Source organism: Pseudomonas sp. S3E12 (assembly GCF_001702295.1).
GTDB classification, from domain to species: domain Bacteria; phylum Pseudomonadota; class Gammaproteobacteria; order Pseudomonadales; family Pseudomonadaceae; genus Aquipseudomonas; species Aquipseudomonas marginalis.
On sequence record NZ_MBDT01000032.1, the window covers coordinates 139,586 to 157,826 of the forward strand.

The window sequence follows — 18,241 nt, forward strand, 5'->3', positions numbered from 1 at the left end:
TTTAACAGCGCCCGCCCACCGCGGGTTTGTTATTCGATGTTATTCGGGCCGGTCTCCGGGCTTGCGAGGGACACTGGGTCTATAAAACGTCGCCTTCCCATGCCGTACAGGCACAGTGGATCTGACGCTTCACTCGCTTACCGTTGCGGGGGCAGCACCGGACTCGTCATAAGGCTATGACTCACCGGTTTCCCGTTTCACCCTGTGAAGGGCACCCGAAACAAGATGTGTAGGAGAGCATGGGCCGGGGACGGTAGTCAAATGCGGCGAGCCCCTGTAGCCTTGCACCCTCGAGGTTCTTCGGCCCAGGTCGAAGCTAAGAAGGGAACGCGGTCAAAGCCGCGGCTGCCCCCGCAACTGTGAAGGGTTTATCTGACTGCCACGCCACTGCCACTGCGGCGGGAAGGCGCAGTCGGCGCCGGTCGCAAGACCCGCAAGCCCCAAGCCAGGAGACCTGCCTCGCCACCGATTTTCCAATTCAACCGGGCGGGGTGATCCGGTGACGAAATCCGCTTCTGCGCGCCGCAGGGCCCATCGTCCCGTATGCCCGCCCCAAAGGGCATCCGATGAAAACACTGGCCAAACTCCCCGTCACCATCGTTACCGGCTTCCTCGGCTCGGGCAAGACCACCTTGCTGCGCCATATGCTCGACAACGCCCAGGGCCGTCGCATTGCGGTGATCGTCAACGAATTCGGCGAACTGGGCATCGACGGTGAGATCCTCAAGCAGTGCTCCATCGGTTGCACCGAAGAAGAGGCCAACGGCCGCGTGTACGAGCTGGCCAACGGCTGCCTGTGCTGCACCGTACAGGAAGAGTTCTTCCCGGTGATGCGCGAACTGGTTGCCCGTCGCGGCGACCTCGACCATATCCTTATCGAAACCTCGGGCCTGGCCCTGCCGAAACCCTTGGTACAGGCCTTCCAGTGGCCGGAAATCCGCAGCGCCTGCACGGTTGATGCGGTCATCACCGTGGTCGACAGCCCGGCCGTGGCCGCCGGCACCTTTGCGGCGTTCCCGGATCAGGTCGACGCCCAGCGCAAGCTCGACCCGAACCTCGACCATGAATCGCCGCTGCACGAGCTGTTTGCCGACCAGTTGGCCAGCGCCGACCTGGTGATCCTCAACAAATCCGACCTGATCAGCGCCGAAGACCTGGCCCGTGTACGCCTGGAAGTCGCCGAAGAGCTGCCGCCGGCGGTGAAGATCATCGAAGCCAGCAGCGGTCGCCTGCCGTTGGACGTGTTGATCGGCCTGGGCGCGGGGTCCGAAGAACATATCGACGCTCGCCATAGCCACCACGATCATCACCACGAAGGTGAGGAAGATCACGATCACGACGCCTTCGATTCCATCTCCATCGACCTGCCCCAAGCCGACGAAGCGCTGCTGCTCGACGCCCTGAACCAATTGGTGGTTCAGCACGGCATCCTGCGGGTCAAGGGCTTCGCCGCCATCCCGAACAAGCCGATGCGCCTGCTGATCCAGGGTGTGGGTACGCGTTTCGACAAGCACTTCGACCGTGCCTGGGGCGCCGACGAAGCGCGCATCACGCGGCTGGTGCTGATCGGCCAAGAGCTGGACGCGGCGGGCCTCGAAGCGCAACTGCGCGCCGCCCTCAGCGTTTAACCCATGCACCTGCTCAGGACTCAGCCCGGTGGTTTCGTCGCGGACGACAATATTGCCGACCTTGGCCAAACTCCCGCCGAACTGGTGATCCTGTGCAGCGGCGATTCCAGCCTGGCGCTGCTGGCCGAAGCCGCCCAGCAGTTGCCCGAGGATTACCCCAGCCTGCGCCTGGCCAACCCGATGCAGGTGCAGAACCACGCCTCGGTCGATTTGTATGTCGATGAGGTGCTGCGCCACGCCAAGGTCATCCTGATTTCCCTGCACGGCGGCATCGGTTACTGGCGCTACGGTATCGAGCGCCTGGTGGAGCTGGCCGAGCGTGGCGTTACGCTGATCCTGGTGCCGGGGGATGACCGCCCGGACCCGGAACTCAGCGGCCTGAGCACGGTGAGTGCCGAACAGCGCGACCGCCTGTGGCACTTCCTGCGCCAGGGCGGGCTCGCTAACGCGCTGGATTTTTTCCGCTGCCTGGCCAGCGGCTACTTGGACCGCGATTACCCGTGGGCCGAGCCGCAGACCTTGCCGCGTACCGCGATCTATCACCCGCACAAAGCCAACCCTCGCCTCAATGACTGGCAGACCGATTGGCACGCGGATTGGCCCGTGGCGGCGGTGCTGTTCTACCGCTCCCACTTGCAGGCGGCCAATACCGGTTTTATCGATGTGTTCTGCCAGCGTTTGCAGGCGGCAGGCCTCAACCCGTTGCCGATGGCGGTGGCCAGTTTGAAAGAGCCCGGCTGCCTGACGGTGGTCGAGGACCTGCTGGATGAGGTCGGCGCGGCGGTGATCCTGAACACCACCGGTTTTGCCCAATCCAGCCCCGAAGCCCCGCATCTGCGGCCGTTTCGCCGCAATATCCCGGTGATCCAGGCGATCTGCGCCCAGGATAACCAGCCGGGCTGGCAGGCCAGCGAGCAAGGCCTGGGCCCGCGCGACCTGGCGATGCACATTGCCTTGCCCGAGTTGGACGGGCGGATTATCAGCCGGCCGATCAGCTTCAAGGATCTGGCCTGGCGCAGCGAGCGCAGCCAGTCGGACGTGGTGTGCTACCGCGCAGCGCCCGAACGCATGGATTTCGTCGCCGAGCTGGCGCGCCGTTGGGTCGAGCTGGCACGGGTGCCGAATGGGGATAAACGCATCGCCCTGATCCTTGCCAACTACCCGACCCGCGATGGTCGTATCGGTAATGGCGTGGGCCTGGACACCCCGGCTGCCGCACTGAATATCCTGCGTGCCCTGCAAGCCGAAGGCTATCCGGTGCCGGAGCAACTACCCGAAAGCGGTACCGCGCTGATCCATGAGCTGCTCGGCGGCGTCACCAACGACCTCGACAGCCTCGACCTGCGCCCCTGTCATCAAAGCCTGGGCCTGGACGACTACGAGGCGATGTTCAATCGCTTGCCTGAATCCAACCGCCAGGCGGTGCTGGAGCGATGGGGCGCGCCGCACAACGATCCAATGTTCCGTGACGGCCGCCTGATGATCGCCGGCCTGCGCCTGGGCCAGACCTTCGTCGGCATCCAGCCGGCCCGGGGTTACCAGGTGGATGCCAGCGCGGTGTACCATGACCCGGACCTGGTGCCGCCCCATGGCTACCTGGCGTTCTACTTCTGGTTGCGCCACACCTACGGCGCCCATGGCGTGATCCATGTGGGCAAGCACGGCAACCTCGAATGGCTGCCGGGCAAGGGCGTGGGGCTCTCGGAAAACTGCTGGCCGGATGCGCTGCTGGGGCCGCTGCCGAACATCTACCCGTTTATCGTCAACGACCCGGGCGAGGGCGCCCAGGCCAAGCGGCGTACCCAGGCGGTGATCATCGACCACCTGATGCCGCCACTGACCCGCGCCGAAACCTACGGGCCGCTGCGGGACCTTGAGCTGTTGGCGGACGAATACTACGAAGCCCAACTGCTCGACCCGCGCCGGGCCCGCGAGCTGCAAAAAGACATCCTCAAGCTGGTGCGCGAAACTCGCATCGACCAGGAGCTTGAGCTGGATGGCGACGCCGATGCTGCTATCTGGCTGCCGCGCCTCGACACCTACCTGTGCGACTTGAAGGAGTCGCAGATCCGCGACGGCCTGCACATCTTTGGCGAATCCCCCGTGGGCCGCTTGCGCATCGACACCTTGCTGGCCTTGCTGCGCATCCCGCGTGGCGACGGCCGTGGCCCGCAATCGAGCCTGCTGCGCGTGTTGGCCAAGGCGTTCGCGCTGGGTTTTGACCCGCTGGACTGTGCCCTGGCCGAGCCCTGGACCGGGCGACGCCCGGCGGTGTTGCAGAAGATCGATGGGCAGCAGTGGCGCACCGCCGGGGATACCCGCGAGCGCTTGGAGTTGTATGCGGCGCGAATGATCGAGCAGGCGTTGGAAGGGCCGCTGGAACAGTTGGAAGAGCCTGGCTGGGAAGAGGTGAAGGCGGTGATCGAAAGCCTGCGCATCGTCGTGGCGCCACGCCTGGACGCCTGCGGCCCGGCGGAAATGCGCGGCTTGCTGGAGGCCCTCGGCGGGCGCTTTGTCCCGGCCGGCCCGAGCGGTGCGCCAAGCCGTGGGCGCCTGGATGTGCTGCCGACCGGGCGCAATTTCTTCACTGTTGACGTGCGCAACCTGCCCACCACCACCGCGTGGCGCATCGGCTTCCAGTCCGCCAACCTGATACTTGAACGGCACCTGCAGGACCACGGCGATCACCTGCGCCAGCTCGGCCTGTCGGTGTGGGGCACGGCCACCATGCGCACCGGTGGCGACGACATCGCCCAGGCCATGGCGCTGATGGGCGTACGGCCGGTGTGGGCCACCGGCAGTCAACGGGTGGATGATTTTGAAGTCCTGCCCATCAGCCTGCTGGACCGCCCGCGCGTGGACGTCACCTTGCGCGTGTCCGGATTTTTCCGCGATGCCTTCGCCAACCTGATCCGCCTGTTCGACGCGGCGGTACAGGCGGTGGCGGCCCTGGATGAGCCGGACGACATGAACCCGCTGGCCGCCAAGGTGCGCAATGAGCGCGCGGCGTTGCTGGCCTCCGGCCTGGATGCGGAGGCCGCAGCGAAACAGGCCGGCTGGCGCATCTTCGGGGCCAAGCCCGGTGCCTATGGCGCGGGCGTGCAGGGCGCCATTGACGGACGCCTGTGGCAAAGCCGCGAGGACCTGGCCGAGGTCTACCTGAATTGGGGCGGCTACGCCTATGGCGGCTCCGACGAAGGCACCGCTGCCCGCGCACAGTTTGCCCAGCGCCTGAGCCAGGTGCAGGCGGTGTTGCAGAACCAGGATAACCGCGAGCACGACCTGCTCGACTCCAACGACTACTACCAATTCCAGGGCGGCATGCTCGCCGCCGTGGAAACCCTGAGCGGCGACAAGGCCGCCAGCTATCACGGCGATCACAGCCAGCCGGACCTGCCGAGGATTCGCACCTTGAAGGAAGAGCTGAACCGGGTGATCCGTTCCCGCGCCGCCAACCCCAAGTGGATCGACGGCGTGAAGCGCCATGGCTATAAAGGTGCGTTTGAAATGGCCGCGACCGTGGACAATCTGTTCGCCTTCGACGCCACCACTGCGCTGATCGACGATCATCAATATGCATTGCTCGCCGACGCCTACCTGTTGGACCCTGACACCCGGGCCTTTGTGCAGCAGCACAACCCCGCGGCGCTGCGTGATATGACCGAGCGCATGCTCGAAGCCCAGCAGCGTGGCCTGTGGCAGGAGCCCGGGGCTTATCGCGAGGCGTTGGAAAACCTGTTGCTGGATATAGAAGAAGACAGCTAGAGCGCGAGATGCGGCCTGTTGTGGCTGGCGGGCTTGCTCATTACTGGGTGATTACTTGTACAGCAGAATTTAAAGAGAGACCGAATGACCGATATTCCCCATTTTCCGCTGTCCGCCGTGGTCGCTGCCGACGACCTGAAACTGGCGCTGTGCCTGACCGCCATCGACCCGAAGATCGGCGGTGTGCTGATCGAAGGCCCGCGTGGCATGGCCAAATCCACCTTGGCCCGTGGCCTGGCGGATCTGATGGCCAGCGGCCAATTCGTCACCTTGCCGTTGGGCGCCACCGAAGAGCGCCTGGTGGGTACCCTGGACCTGGATGCCGCGCTGGGGGAAGGCCGCGCGCAGTTTTCCCCTGGGGTACTGGCCAAGGCCGACGGCGGCGTGTTGTATGTGGATGAAGTCAACCTGCTGCCCGATCACCTGGTGGACCTGTTGCTCGACGTCGCCGCCAGCGGCACCAACCTGATCGAACGCGACGGCATTTCCCATCGCCACTCGGCGCGCTTTGTGCTGATCGGCACCATGAACCCGGAGGAGGGCGAGTTGCGCCCGCAACTGCTGGACCGCTTCGGTTTCAACGTGGCGCTGAGCGGGCAGACGCTGCCGGCCGAGCGCGGGCAGATCATCCGGCGGCGCCTGGATTTCGACAGCGATCCCGCCGCTTTCTGCACCCAGTGGGCCGAACAGCAGGCGGCGCTGCGCCAGCGCTGCACCCAGGCGCGGGCGCGGCTGGACAGTATCGAGCTGGATGATCAGGCCCTGGCGCAGATCACCGAGCGTTGCTTTGCCGCCGGTGTCGACGGCTTGCGCGCAGACCTGGTCTGGCTGCGGGGCGCCCGGGCCCACGCGGCGTGGCGGGGCGCGGATACCATTGCCGAAGAAGACATCGAAGCGGTGGCGGAATTTGCCTTGCGCCACCGTCGCCAAGAGCAATCCCCACCGGCCAGCCCACCCAATCAAGGGCCGTCGCCGACACCCTCGGACACCTCGCCCGGCCAAGGCCAATGGGGCGATATGCCCGCACCGGCCCTGCCCACGGGCACGCGCCGAGACGTGCCCGCCTGGCCAAAAAAGCCCTAGGCATTCGCCCCCGACCTGACGCGGGGGCGGATGCCCGGCCCAAGGCGGGGCGACTGGACAACGGCAGGCAGGGCAAGGCACGCAGCGCACAGCAGGGTTCGATCAACTGGCCGGGCACCTTGCTCGGCGGCCGGCCGCACTCCCGTGGAGACCTGCGCTACCACCTGCGCAGCCGCTCGGCCCATGAGTTGTGGCTGGTGATCGTGGATGCGTCGGCGTCCACCCGGCGGCATCGTGCATTAACCGATGCGAAGGGCTTGCTCGCCCAGCTGTTTGACGACGCCTACCGGCAAAGGGCGCGCATGGCGTTGTTGACCGCCAGCGGCCAGGCACCGAAGTGGCAGGTACAGGGGTTGAAAGCTGCGAAAGGCCTGGCTGGCTGGCTGGATCAGCTGGGCGCCGGCGGTGGCACGCCGTTGCTGGCGGCGCTGACCGAGGCCGCGCATTGGCTGGTGGCGCGCCGCAAGCGTTATCCGGCCGAGCAGCAGCGTGTACTGGTGATCACGGATGGGCGCCTCAAGGACATCGGCGGGTTGCCGTTATTGGCGTGTGCGGGGTTGCTGGTGGATATCGAGCGCGGGCCGATCAGGCTGGGGCGGGCCCAGGAGCTGGCGGTGGGGTTGCAGTTGGATTATCGGCATATCGATGAGTTGTAGTGGCGGTACCACCGCCATCGGGGGCAAGCCCCTTCCCACATTTGATCGAGTACACCCATTTGGAATGCGGTCAGTGTGGGAGGGGGCTTGCCCCCGATGAGGCCCTCACATACACCACACCCTCCATCAGCCAGCCCCCGGCACATTCGGCCAAAGATCCGCCACCAGGAACAAACGCTCGGCCTCCTCCCAATCCTCGCCGTTCTGCACCATGCGCACCAGCAGCTGCGCAGGCGCCATCGGATCAAGGTCTGCCAGCCAGGCCTGCATCTGTTCTTCGCTCCACACCTCATCCGCCGGGTAATGCGCCGGCGCAAGCCACGCATGCCGGGGCAACGGTTGCCAGCGGCCTGGCGCACTGGCGCTGACAAAATCCCGCCAGTCCCGCTGATGCAACCAGCGCCCGCGCAAATGCTGCGGATGGGCGCCGCGGGGCGGTTCGGCCAGCCCAGGCCAGGGATAGAGCAAATACCCGCCGAGCCACAGGTGCGCGTCAAACTGCTGAATATCCAGGGCCGCCAACACCTCGCGGCTTTCTGCCCGCGCCGAGATCGGCAATTGATGCTGGGCCAGGTGCGCCAGCTTGCGGTCCAGCCGATCATGGCAGCCTGGGCCCAACCACTGCGCGGTGTCCTGGCCATTGCCGTCCTGCGGCCCCAGGTACAGCTTGATCGCCAGTTCCAGATGATGCACGCCATCGCGGTCGCGCAGCAGCATGTCCAGCTCGCCCAGGGTGTGCCCGGCGCGGCGGATCGGCAGGTTGGCGGCGAGCAGTTCCACCCCCGGCGCATGCTGCACGGCGAACTGCCACAGGCGTTCGTAGTACAGGCCCAGGCGCCGGGTGCGTGACAGGCTCAACCAGTGCTGCAAGGCGCGGCTGTCCTGGTCGAGTGCGCGTAGCCAGTGTTCAAGACGGTCGGGCGCCTGCACCCAGTCGCTGCCCGCCAGCGGGTGGCGCTGTGGCCACGGCGTCTGCGCGAGCATCGGCGGGGCGAGCATCACCCACGCCAGGTCGCGCACCTCGGGGTGGCGCAGCTGGCGGGGCAGGTTGTGCAAATCCGGGAACACAGTCATGGTCCGAGCATAGCCTTTTAACCGTTGCGCAGGGGGCTGAGAACCGTTGTCATCAAGGCTTCACGGCGACAAAGGATTTTGCCTGAGCCAGCCTTTCGCCCATAATCGTTTCTTTTTTGCCCCACCCCTAAATCCCGCAGGAGCCCCATGGAGCAATTTCGCAATATCGGCATTATCGGTCGCCTGGGCAGTACCCAGGTGTTGGACACCGTCCGCCGGCTGAAAAAATTCCTGCTGGAACGCCACCTGCATGTGATCCTCGAAGACACCATCGCCGAAATCCTTCCCGGCCACGGCCTGCAAACCTCGTCGCGCAAGATGCTCGGCGAAGTCTGCGACATGGTCATCGTGGTCGGCGGCGACGGCAGCCTGCTCGGCGCGGCCCGGGCCCTGGCGCGGCATAACGTGCCGGTGCTGGGGATCAACCGTGGCAGCCTGGGGTTTCTCACCGATATCCGCCCCGATGAGCTGGAAGTCGAAGTGGCCAAGGTGCTCGACGGCCATTACCTGGTGGAAAACCGCTTCCTGCTGCAGGCCGAAGTGCGCCGCCACGGCGAAGCCATCGGCCAGGGCGATGCGCTCAATGATGTGGTGTTGCACCCGGGCAAATCCACGCGGATGATCGAATTCGAGCTGTATATCGACGGCCAGTTCGTGTGCAGCCAGAAGGCCGACGGCCTGATCGTCGCCACGCCCACCGGCTCCACCGCCTACGCGCTGTCGGCCGGTGGCCCGATCATGCACCCCAAGCTCGATGCCATTGTGATCGTGCCGATGTACCCCCATATGTTGTCCAGCCGGCCGATTGTGGTCGATGGCAACAGTGAGCTGAAAATCGTGGTGTCCAAAGACATGCAGATCTACCCGCAAGTCTCCTGCGACGGGCAGAACCATTTCACCTGCGCCCCCGGTGACACCATCACCGTGAGCAAGAAGGCACAGAAGTTGCGCTTGATCCACCCGCTGGATCACAACTACTACGAAGTGTGCCGCACCAAGTTGGGCTGGGGCAGCCGCTTGGGGGGTGGAGGCGACTGATGCTCGATCCCGCGCGTAGCTACGACCTGATTGGTGACGTGCACGGTTGCGCTCATACCCTTGAGCACTTGCTCGACCAGATGGGTTACCACAAGCAGGGCGGCACCTGGCGCCATCCTTCGCGCATGGCGGTGTTCCTCGGCGATATCATCGACCGTGGCCCACGCATTCGCGAGGCGCTGCATATCGTCCACGACATGGCCGAGGCCGGCCAGGCGCTGTGCATCATGGGCAACCACGAGTTCAATGCCCTGGGTTGGGCCACGCCGGCGCCGCCGGGCAGTGGCCGGCAGTTCGTGCGCGAGCACACCCCACGGCATGAGCGGCTGATCCACGAGACCCTGACCCAGTTCGAGCAGCACCCGGCCGACTGGCACGACTTTCTCGCCTGGTTCTACGACATGCCGCTGTTTGTCGATGCCGGGCGTTTCCGCGTGGTGCATGCGTGCTGGGACGACGGCTTTATCCAGCCGCTGCGCGCGACGTTCCCGGATGGCTGCATCGACCAGCACTTCCTGCAGGCCGCCGCCGTGCCCGGCAGCTTTGCCTGCAACGCCTTCGACCGCCTGTTGCGCGGCACCGATATGCGCCTGCCGGATGGCCTGACGCTGACCGGTGGCGATGGCCTGACGCGCTCGTTCTTCCGCACCAAGTTCTGGGAAGACGACCCTAAGACCTACGGCGACATCGTATTCCAGCCCGACGCACTGCCTGAGCCGGTGGCGCGCACGCCATTGTCGCCCCATGAAAAAAACTCCCTGCTGCGCTACGGCGCCGACGAACCCTTGCTGTTCGTCGGCCATTACTGGCGCAGCGGCAAACCGGCGCCGATCCGCCCGAACCTGGCGTGCCTGGACTACAGCGCGGTGCTGTACGGCAAGCTGGTGGCGTACCGCCTGGACCAGGAAACCCGCCTGGATCCGCGTAAATTCGTATGGGTCGACGTTGAGCGCCCCGAGGTGATTGTATGAGTGCCGTGCCCGTATTGCGCTTGCCGTTGAGCGTCGACCTGGGCGGTTTCGTGAAACTGCTGCAACGCATGCAAGTGCCCCATCGCGTCAGCGAGGAAGCCGGCGAGCAGGTGTTGTGGGTGCCCGAGACCCTCAGCGATGACGTGCGCGTGCTGTACCAGCGCTTTCCGGCCGGTGATCCGGATCGGCAACTGGATATTCCCGAACAGGCGCCGGTCACGCTTCCCGGCTTTGCCCAGCAGGTGCGCCATAGCCCGGTCACGGCGCTGGTGCTGCTGGCGAGCATCATCGTCGGCGCCGTGACCTTGCTCGGGGAAAACCTGCAGGCCATGAGCTGGCTGACCTTCCTGCCGTTCCGGGTGATGGGCGAGTACATCCAGTTCACGCCGTTCGCCGACATGTTGGCTTCCGGCCAATGGTGGCGGCTGTTCACGCCGATGCTGATCCACTTCGGCATTCTGCACCTGGCCATGAACGGCATGTGGTACTGGGAGCTGGGCCGGCGTATCGAAGTGCGCCAGGGCAGCATCAACCTGCTGGGCCTGACCCTGTTGTTCAGCCTGGTCTCCAACTACGCGCAATATGCCTACGGGGGCCCCGGCCTGTTCGGTGGCTTGTCCGGGGTGCTGTATGGCCTGCTCGGGCATTGCTGGATCTTTCAACTGCTCTCGCCCAACCCGGCCTATCGCTTGCCCCGTGGGGTGCTGGTGATGATGCTGGTGTGGCTGGTGTTGTGCCTGTCGGGGCTGGTGTCGATGATCGGCTTCGGCGAAATCGCCAACGCTGCCCATGTCGGCGGCCTGGTTATCGGTTGCCTTACCGGTTTGCTCGGCGGTTTGTATAACCGTCGCAAATCCTCTCTTTGATAAGGAAGAGCCTTATGTCCTCTTTTGCTGAAATGATCGAAAACATCACCCCGGACATCTACGCGAGCCTCAAGCTCGCCGTGGAAATCGGCAAGTGGTCCGATGGCCGCAAGCTCAGTGCAGAGCAGCGCGAACTGTCCCTGCAGGCCATGATCGCCTGGGAGATCCAGAACCTGCCGGAAGACCAGCGCACCGGCTATATGGGCCCGCAGGAATGCCAGTCGAAATCGACCACCGTGCCGAACATCCTGTTCAAATCGGATGCGATCCATTGATTGAAATTGGTCGCGGTGCAGTCAGCAAAATGTCGGCGCAACTCGGTGAGCCGACCGTTCAATACGCGTTTCGCCTGGGCGATACCGAGGTGCCGGTCAATCCCCTGATCGGCACCCATGTACGCCTGGAATACCTCGGCGCCATCCATTGCAGCCATTGCGGCCGCAAGACCAAGACCAGCTTCAGCCAGGGCTATTGCTACCCGTGCATGACCAAGCTGGCCCAGTGTGACCTGTGCATCATGAGCCCCGAGCGTTGCCATTACGACGCCGGCACCTGCCGCGATCCGGGCTGGGGCGAGACATTCTGCATGACCGATCACGTGGTGTACCTGGCCAATTCGTCGGGCATCAAGGTCGGCATCACCCGTGCCACCCAATTGCCGACGCGTTGGCTGGACCAGGGCGCCAGCCAGGCGCTGCCGATCATGCGCGTGGCGACACGCCAGCAATCCGGGTTTGTCGAGGATGTATTGCGCAGCCAGGTGGCGGACAAGACCAACTGGCGTGCGTTGCTCAAGGGCGACGCGGCGGCGGTGGACCTCAAGCAGGTGCGCGACGAGTTGTTCGCCTCCTGTGCCGATGGCCTGCTGCAATTGCAGGAACGCTTCGGCCTGCAGGCCATCCAACCGGTAACCGACCTCGAACCGTTGGAAATCCGCTACCCGGTGGAGCAGTATCCAGCCAAGATCGTCAGCTTCAACCTGGACAAGAACCCGATTGCCGAAGGCACGCTGCTGGGGATCAAGGGCCAATACCTGATCTTCGACACCGGCGTTATCAATATTCGTAAGTACACGGCCTACCAGCTCGCCGTGCATCAGTAGAAGGATGCCACCCATGCGCACCGAACAACCGAAGATGATTTACCTGAAGGACTATCAGGCGCCGGACTACCTGATCGAAGAGACGCACCTGACCTTCGAGTTGTTCGAGGACCACAGCCTGGTCCACGCGCAGCTGGTAATGCGCCGTAACCCCGAGCGTGGCGCCGGCCTGCCGCCGCTGGTACTCGACGGCCAGCAACTGGAGTTGCTGACCGTCAACCTCGGCGACCAGGAACTGAGCGAGGCTGACTACCAACTGACGGACAGCCACCTGACCCTGCATCCGACCCGCGAGACCTTCACGGTCGACACCAGCGTGCGCATCCACCCGGAAACCAACACCGCCCTGGAAGGCCTGTACAAATCCGGCAGCATGTTCTGCACCCAGTGCGAGGCCGAGGGCTTCCGCAAGATTACCTATTACCTCGACCGCCCCGACGTGATGAGCACCTTCACCACCACGGTGATCGCCGAGCAACACCGCTACCCGGTGCTGCTCTCCAACGGCAACCCGATTGCCAGCGGTCCGGGTGAAGACGGCCGTCACTGGGCAACCTGGGAAGACCCGTTCAAGAAACCCGCCTACCTGTTCGCGCTGGTGGCCGGTGACTTGTGGTGTGTCGAAGACAGCTTTACCACCATGACCCAGCGTGAAGTGGCACTGCGCATCTACGTCGAGCCGGAAAATATCGACAAGTGCCAGCACGCCATGACCAGCCTGAAAAAATCCATGCGCTGGGACGAAGAAACCTACGGCCGCGAGTATGACCTCGACATCTTCATGATCGTGGCGGTCAACGATTTCAACATGGGCGCCATGGAGAACAAGGGCCTCAATATCTTCAACTCCAGCGCCGTGCTGGCCCGCGCCGAAACCGCCACCGACGCCGCGCACCAGCGGGTCGAGGCCATCGTTGCCCACGAATACTTCCACAACTGGTCGGGCAACCGCGTGACCTGCCGCGACTGGTTCCAGCTGTCGCTGAAGGAAGGCTTTACCGTGTTCCGTGATTCGGGCTTCTCCGCCGACATGAACTCCGCCACGGTCAAGCGCATCCAGGACGTGGCCTACCTGCGTACCCACCAGTTCGCCGAAGACGCCGGCCCCATGGCCCATGCGGTGCGCCCGGACAGCTTTATCGAGATCTCCAACTTCTACACCTTGACCGTGTACGAAAAAGGCTCGGAAGTGGTCGGTATGATCCATACCTTGCTCGGCGCCGAAGGCTTCCGTAAAGGCAGCGACCTGTACTTCGAACGCCATGACGGCCAGGCCGTGACCTGCGACGACTTTATCAAGGCCATGGAAGACGCCAACGGCGCCGACCTCAGCCAGTTCAAGCGCTGGTACAGCCAGGCCGGCACGCCACGCCTGGCGGTGAGCGAGTCCTACGACGCTGCGGCCAAGACCTACAGCCTGACCTTCCGCCAGAGCTGCCCGGAAACCCCGGACAAGGTCGAGAAACTGCCGTTCGTGATCCCGGTCGAGCTGGGCCTGCTGGACGGGCAGGGCGCGGGCATGGCCTTGCGCCTGGCCGGTGAAACCACTGCCGGCGCCACGTCCCGCGTAATCTCGGTGACCGAAGCCGAGCAGACCTTCACCTTCATCGACATCGCCGAACAGCCGTTGCCGTCGCTGCTGCGCGGTTTCTCGGCGCCGGTGAAACTGAGCTTCCCGTACAACCGCGACCAACTGATGTTCCTGATGCAGCACGACAGCGACGGCTTCAACCGCTGGGATGCGGGCCAGCAGCTGTCGGTGCAGGTGTTGCAGGAACTGATCGGCCAGCATCAGCAGGGCCAGGCGTTGCAGATGGACCAGCGCCTGATCACGGCCTTGCGCAGTGTGTTGAGCGACGAAAGCCTGGATCAGGCCATGGTTGCGGAAATGCTGTCGTTGCCGGGCGAAGCCTATCTGACGGAAATCAGCGACCTCGCGGACGTGGATGCCATCCACGCCGCGCGTGAGTTTGCGCGCAGGCAACTGGCTGACAACCTGCATGAGCCGCTGTGGTTGCGTTACCAGGCCAACCGCGAACTGTCCAAGCAGACGCCTTATGTGGCGGCGGCCGAGCACTTCGCCCGGCGTGCCTTGCAGAACATCGCGCTGTCGTACCTGATGCTCAGCGGCAAGCCCGAAGTGCTGGCGGCGACCCTTGAGCAGTTCGACACCAGCGACAACATGACCGAGCGCCTGACCGCGCTGGCGGTGCTGGTGAACTCGCCGTTCGAAGCGGAGAAGGCCCAGGCGCTGGCGGTATTTGCCGAGAACTTCAAGGACAACCCTTTGGTCATGGACCAGTGGTTCAGCGTGCAGGCCGGCAGCCCGTTGCCGGGCGGGCTGGAGCGGGTCAAGGCGTTGATGGAGCACCCGGCGTTCACGCTCAAGAACCCGAACAAGGTGCGTGCACTGATCGGCGCGTTTGCCGGGCAGAACCTGATCAACTTCCACGCCGCGGACGGTTCGGGGTACCGCTTCCTGGCGGACCTGGTGATCCAGTTGAATGCGTTCAACCCGCAGATCGCTTCGCGCCAGTTGGCGCCGCTGACCCGCTGGCGTAAATACGACAGCGCGCGCCAGGCGTTGATGAAGGCGGAGCTGGAGCGCATTCGTGGGTCGGGTGAGTTGTCCAGCGATGTGTTCGAGGTGGTGAGCAAGAGTCTTGCTTAAATAAACCGCTTCGGTAAAAAAAACGGCCTGTTCAGGCCGTTTTTTTTGCCTCGCAGCTTCGTTCAAGGAGCGCTTTTTTGCTGCTGACGTTTCCTGGCAGAAGGCTCTGCTAAGCTGCGGCACTTTTCCTTATTCGGTGGGATCAACGTGTCGCGTACCACTCGTTTACTGACGTTGTTGCAGGCCCTGCGGGGCAAGAAACGCCCGGTGACCGCCGCCGTGCTGGCGGCGCAATTGGAAGTGTCCGAGCGCACGCTGTACCGCGACATTGCCGAGTTGATCGCCCTGGGCGCGCCGATTTTCGGCGAGGCCGGGGTAGGGTATGTGCTGCGCAGCGGCCTGTTTTTGCCGCCCTTGATGCTCAACGCCGAAGAAACCGAAGCGATCGTGCTGGGCTTGCGTTATGTGGACCAGCGCGGCGATGACGTGCTCAGCCGTGCCGCCGCCAACGCCTTGGCGAAAATCGCCGATGTGCTCGACCCGGCGGCGCAGGAAGCCTTGCGCAACCCGACGTTGCTGCCCGGCCCGCCAGGGTTTGGCTACCCGGAAAACCGCGTGCCGCTGGATGTATTTCGCGAAGCGATTCGGCATCAGGACAAGTTGCAGATCGACTACGCGGATGCCAGCCAGACCCAGAGTCAACGCCTGATCTGGCCCCTGGCCCTGGGGTTTCTCAATGAGGTGCGGGTGATCGTGGCCTGGTGTGAGCTGCGCGGCGCGTATCGCACTTTTCGCACCGACCGCGTGGCGAGTGCCGAGGTCGTCGGCGAACGTTATCCGGGGCGGCGCAGCGACTGGCTGCGGGCCTGGCGCAAGCTGATGGAGCAGAATGAATCCGGGCCCTTCACTCCTGACAAAAACTGACACACCCCTGGCTTAGCATGCTGCTACAACCACCTGAAAAGGAGCTTTGCCATGTCCCAGCCTGAATTGGCCCCCGCCATCGCCGCCTATATCGCGGCGACCAATACCCGCGACACCTCGGTCATTGCCCAGTGTTTTGCCGACGATGCCAATGTGTTCGATGAAGGCCAGCACCAGGTGGGCACCGCCGCCATTGCACGCTGGATGGAAGACACCGGGCGCCGCTACCAGCCGCGTGTCGAGGTGCTCAAGGTGCAGCACCGTACCGGCAAGGTGCTGGTCAGCAATGTGGTCTCCGGCAATTTTCCCGGCAGTCCGCTGGAGTTGCGCTACACCTTTCGCCTGGACGCGCAGGGCAAGATTTCACGGCTGGATATCTCCCTGTAGGTCATAATCGCGGGCATGACTTTCGACTCGCCCCTCGCTGCTTACCAACACGCCATTACCCAACAGGGTTTCGTTGCCGACGACGCCCAGCGCCGGGCGGTGGATGCCCTGCAAGCCTGCCATGCGGCCCTGCATCAGGGCCGTTCGCCCGTGGCTGGCGTTTACCTGTGGGGGCCGGTGGGCCGCGGCAAGACCTGGTTGATGGATCAGTTCTACCAAAGCCTGCGGGTGCCCGCGCGGCGTCAGCATTTTCACCACTTCATGGGCTGGGTGCATCAGCGACTGTTCCAGCTCACCGGCACCCATGACCCGTTGCAGGCCCTGGCGCGGGAGCTGAGCCGGGAGGTGCGGGTATTGTGTTTCGATGAGCTGTTCGTCAGTGACATCGGTGACGCGATCATCCTCGGCGGGCTGTTCCAGGTCATGTTCGAGGAAGGTGTGGTGATGGTCTGCACCTCCAATCAACCACCGGCCCAGCTGTATGCCGATGGCTTCAATCGGGAGCGCTTCCTGCCGGGCATTGCGGCGATTGAGCGGCATATGCACGTGGTGGCGGTCGACGGTGGCGAGGATCATCGCTTGCATCCAGGTGTGGGCCGGCAGCGCTATTGGGTGAACCAGCCTGAAGCGCTGGCGAACGTGTTCGCACAATTGGCCGAAAGCCAGGCGGTGAGTCGTGGTCCGGTCACCGTCGGCCATCGTTCCATCGTGTGCGTGCAGGCCAGTGACAGCGTGCTGTGGTGCCGCTATGCCGACCTCTGCGAACACCCCCTGGCGGCAATGGATTTCATCCTGCTGTGCGACCGCTTCAAGGCGATCCTGCTGGGGGAGGTGCCCAACCTGAGTGCGCAACAGCGCCCAGGCCGGATTGCCCGCGGCACCGAGGATGGGGTCGAGCGCGTGGTGGCCGGTGATCGTGAGTTGCCGCAGTTGTCGGTGCACGACGACAGTGTGCGTCGCTTCATCGCCCTGGTGGACGAGTGCTACGACCGCAAGGTGCCATTGTTCATCGACGCCCAGGTGCCGCTGGAGCGCCTGTATACCGACGGTTACCTGGCGTTTCCTTTCCGTCGCACCTTGAGCCGCTTGCAAGAAATGCAGCTGCAGCGCTTCGGCTGAGGCCTGTACGAAAAAAGCCCTGAATGGACACTTTGGGTTTTTTTAGTGCCAAAGCCTTCGCGCTTTCGGGCGCACATTTGTAGTTAATCTCCTTCATCTGGTGCTGACGCCACGCTTACAATCGTGCCCCTCAAAGGGAACCGGTTCCCTAGTAGTCGTGATCGAGGACGGAAATGGACACCCCAGATATCCTGGTGCTGCAAGCCAGCTACACCAATCCTGTACATGCCGAAGCCATTGCCAAGGTGCTTAACCATTACGCCGAAGACCCCATGGGCGGCGGCCATAGCCTGCCAGCCGACCTGCTGGAGCAACTGCCGGCCGAGTTGGCCAAGCGCCCCCATGCGTTCAGTGTGCTGGCGTTTGTCGGCGGTGAGCCGGCGGGTCTGGTGAATTGCTTTGAAGGGTTTTCCACCTTTGCCTGCCGCCCCTTGGTCAACGTGCACGACGTGGTGGTGATGAATGAGTTTCGCGGCTTGGGGCTGAGCCAGAAGATGCTGCTGAAGGTCGAGGACATCGCCCGCCAGCGTGGTTGCTGCAAGATCACCCTGGAGGTGCTGGAAGGTAATGCCGTCGCCCAGTCGGCGTATCGCAAGTTTGGTTTTGATGATGCGAAGTTTGATCCGGCCCATGGGCGCATGTTGTTCTGGAACAAGCCGCTTTAATAAATAACCGGCGAAAAAAAGGGCGCCAGCAGAGGGCGCCCAATAAACCTTTGCCAACGGAGCGGTATGGCCCAGGGTGTTGCGGATTAACTAACGATTAACTTAACTCTTGGGTTGTTCCTGTTCGGTCGTATTGGTGTTCGGTGTCTTGCCGTCGGCGGACGCCGTTTGTTCAGTCGTGCCGTGAAGCGTCTGCTGCGTGAAGGTGAAGCTGTTGTAGAACTCCTTCGAGCGCTCCGAGCCGCCTTCGGCAAACGCGGCGGCGGAGCCCAGGGTCATCAGGCTGGCAAGCATCAAGGTCGAGAGTTTCATCTGTGTTTACTCATTAAGTGTGATCGGTTATCTGCTCTGT

Annotated in this window: 16 protein-coding genes and 2 riboswitches; of the genes, 14 read left to right on the top strand and 2 right to left on the bottom strand. The window is 63.7% G+C overall.

What is annotated here, in order from left to right; translation table 11 throughout:
- Positions 1–28: 28 nt before the first annotated feature.
- Positions 29–234, bottom strand: a riboswitch (cobalamin riboswitch).
- A gap of 42 nt (positions 235–276) precedes the next feature.
- A riboswitch (cobalamin riboswitch) is annotated at positions 277–477 on the top strand.
- A gap of 89 nt (positions 478–566) precedes the next feature.
- The 4 genes from cobW (at position 567) to BB029_RS25115 (ending at position 7,132) form a co-directional block, all read left to right on the top strand.
- Positions 567–1,628 (top strand): cobalamin biosynthesis protein CobW, encoded by a 1,062-nt coding sequence (cobW, locus tag BB029_RS25100; protein WP_065941219.1) that lies wholly within the window; start codon positions 567–569, stop codon positions 1,626–1,628.
- A 3-nt stretch (positions 1,629–1,631) separates the two neighbouring features.
- Positions 1,632–5,393 carry a cobaltochelatase subunit CobN gene (cobN, locus tag BB029_RS25105; RefSeq protein ID WP_065941220.1) on the top strand — a complete coding sequence of 1,254 codons (3,762 nt, stop codon included), beginning with the start codon at positions 1,632–1,634 and terminating at the stop codon, positions 5,391–5,393.
- An 84-nt stretch (positions 5,394–5,477) separates the two neighbouring features.
- Complete coding sequence (locus BB029_RS25110; RefSeq protein ID WP_065941221.1) at positions 5,478–6,476, top strand: ATP-binding protein; 999 nt, start codon at positions 5,478–5,480, stop codon at positions 6,474–6,476.
- Between the two features lie 53 nt (positions 6,477–6,529).
- Entirely contained in the window at positions 6,530–7,132 is a 603-nt protein-coding gene (locus tag BB029_RS25115) for a VWA domain-containing protein (protein ID WP_065941749.1), read from the top strand.
- A 126-nt stretch (positions 7,133–7,258) separates the two neighbouring features.
- On the opposite strand, the gene BB029_RS25120 is transcribed toward BB029_RS25115, so the two are convergent.
- Positions 7,259–8,206 (bottom strand): DUF1853 family protein, encoded by a 948-nt coding sequence (locus BB029_RS25120; protein ID WP_065941222.1) that lies wholly within the window; start codon positions 8,204–8,206, stop codon positions 7,259–7,261.
- Between the two features lie 147 nt (positions 8,207–8,353).
- On the opposite strand from BB029_RS25120, the gene BB029_RS25125 reads away from it, so the two are divergent.
- The 10 genes from BB029_RS25125 to BB029_RS25170 all read left to right on the top strand — a co-directional run bounded on the left by BB029_RS25125 (position 8,354) and on the right by BB029_RS25170 (position 17,889).
- The gene (locus BB029_RS25125; RefSeq protein WP_003217892.1) at positions 8,354–9,244 is read left to right on the top strand and encodes an NAD(+) kinase; all 891 of its coding nucleotides are present in this window, start codon (positions 8,354–8,356) and stop codon (positions 9,242–9,244) included.
- Positions 9,241–10,215 carry a metallophosphoesterase gene (locus tag BB029_RS25130; protein ID WP_168166846.1) on the top strand — a complete coding sequence of 325 codons (975 nt, stop codon included), beginning with the start codon at positions 9,241–9,243 and terminating at the stop codon, positions 10,213–10,215. Before BB029_RS25125 ends, BB029_RS25130 begins: the two co-directional genes overlap by 4 nt.
- On the top strand, positions 10,212–11,081 hold the full coding sequence (locus BB029_RS25135; RefSeq protein ID WP_065941224.1) for a rhomboid family intramembrane serine protease: 870 nt from the start codon (positions 10,212–10,214) through the stop codon (positions 11,079–11,081). Before BB029_RS25130 ends, BB029_RS25135 begins: the two co-directional genes overlap by 4 nt.
- A 14-nt stretch (positions 11,082–11,095) precedes the next feature.
- The gene (locus BB029_RS25140; protein ID WP_027606465.1) at positions 11,096–11,356 is read left to right on the top strand and encodes a YeaC family protein; all 261 of its coding nucleotides are present in this window, start codon (positions 11,096–11,098) and stop codon (positions 11,354–11,356) included.
- Positions 11,353–12,183: a DUF2797 domain-containing protein gene (locus tag BB029_RS25145; RefSeq protein WP_065941225.1), complete on the top strand. Its 831-nt coding sequence runs from the start codon at positions 11,353–11,355 to the stop codon at positions 12,181–12,183. The genes BB029_RS25140 and BB029_RS25145 overlap by 4 nt, the downstream gene beginning before the upstream one ends.
- A gap of 13 nt (positions 12,184–12,196) precedes the next feature.
- Positions 12,197–14,854, top strand: coding sequence for an aminopeptidase N (pepN, locus tag BB029_RS25150; RefSeq protein ID WP_065941226.1), 2,658 nt, complete (start codon positions 12,197–12,199; stop codon positions 14,852–14,854).
- A gap of 147 nt (positions 14,855–15,001) precedes the next feature.
- The gene (locus tag BB029_RS25155; protein ID WP_065941227.1) at positions 15,002–15,718 is read left to right on the top strand and encodes a YafY family protein; all 717 of its coding nucleotides are present in this window, start codon (positions 15,002–15,004) and stop codon (positions 15,716–15,718) included.
- A gap of 51 nt (positions 15,719–15,769) precedes the next feature.
- Complete coding sequence (locus BB029_RS25160) at positions 15,770–16,105, top strand: nuclear transport factor 2 family protein (RefSeq protein ID WP_065927894.1); 336 nt, start codon at positions 15,770–15,772, stop codon at positions 16,103–16,105.
- A gap of 15 nt (positions 16,106–16,120) precedes the next feature.
- Positions 16,121–17,224, top strand: coding sequence for a cell division protein ZapE (gene zapE, locus BB029_RS25165; protein ID WP_065941228.1), 1,104 nt, complete (start codon positions 16,121–16,123; stop codon positions 17,222–17,224).
- Positions 17,225–17,397: 173 nt separating this feature from the next.
- Complete coding sequence (locus tag BB029_RS25170; RefSeq protein ID WP_027606459.1) at positions 17,398–17,889, top strand: GNAT family N-acetyltransferase; 492 nt, start codon at positions 17,398–17,400, stop codon at positions 17,887–17,889.
- 102 nt (positions 17,890–17,991) lie between these two features.
- On the opposite strand, the gene BB029_RS25175 is transcribed toward BB029_RS25170, so the two are convergent.
- Positions 17,992–18,201 carry a hypothetical protein gene (locus BB029_RS25175; RefSeq protein WP_065941229.1) on the bottom strand — a complete coding sequence of 70 codons (210 nt, stop codon included), beginning with the start codon at positions 18,199–18,201 and terminating at the stop codon, positions 17,992–17,994.
- Positions 18,202–18,241: the final 40 nt, after the last annotated feature.

Excerpts from the sequence above, each read along its gene's own strand:
- BB029_RS25175 (WP_065941229.1), bottom strand. The coding sequence starts at position 18,201 with ATGAAACTCTCGACCTTGATGCTTGCCAGCCTGATGACCCTGGGCTCC.
- BB029_RS25140 (WP_027606465.1), top strand. The coding sequence starts at position 11,096 with ATGTCCTCTTTTGCTGAAATGATCGAAAACATCACCCCGGACATCTAC.
- zapE (WP_065941228.1), top strand. The coding sequence starts at position 16,121 with ATGACTTTCGACTCGCCCCTCGCTGCTTACCAACACGCCATTACCCAA.
- BB029_RS25160 (WP_065927894.1), top strand. The coding sequence starts at position 15,770 with ATGTCCCAGCCTGAATTGGCCCCCGCCATCGCCGCCTATATCGCGGCG.
- BB029_RS25120 (WP_065941222.1), bottom strand. The coding sequence starts at position 8,206 with ATGACTGTGTTCCCGGATTTGCACAACCTGCCCCGCCAGCTGCGCCAC.
- cobN (WP_065941220.1), top strand. The coding sequence starts at position 1,632 with ATGCACCTGCTCAGGACTCAGCCCGGTGGTTTCGTCGCGGACGACAAT.
- BB029_RS25170 (WP_027606459.1), top strand. The coding sequence starts at position 17,398 with ATGGACACCCCAGATATCCTGGTGCTGCAAGCCAGCTACACCAATCCT.
- BB029_RS25125 (WP_003217892.1), top strand. The coding sequence starts at position 8,354 with ATGGAGCAATTTCGCAATATCGGCATTATCGGTCGCCTGGGCAGTACC.
- BB029_RS25135 (WP_065941224.1), top strand. The coding sequence starts at position 10,212 with ATGAGTGCCGTGCCCGTATTGCGCTTGCCGTTGAGCGTCGACCTGGGC.
- BB029_RS25110 (WP_065941221.1), top strand. The coding sequence starts at position 5,478 with ATGACCGATATTCCCCATTTTCCGCTGTCCGCCGTGGTCGCTGCCGAC.
- pepN (WP_065941226.1), top strand. The coding sequence starts at position 12,197 with ATGCGCACCGAACAACCGAAGATGATTTACCTGAAGGACTATCAGGCG.
- cobW (WP_065941219.1), top strand. The coding sequence starts at position 567 with ATGAAAACACTGGCCAAACTCCCCGTCACCATCGTTACCGGCTTCCTC.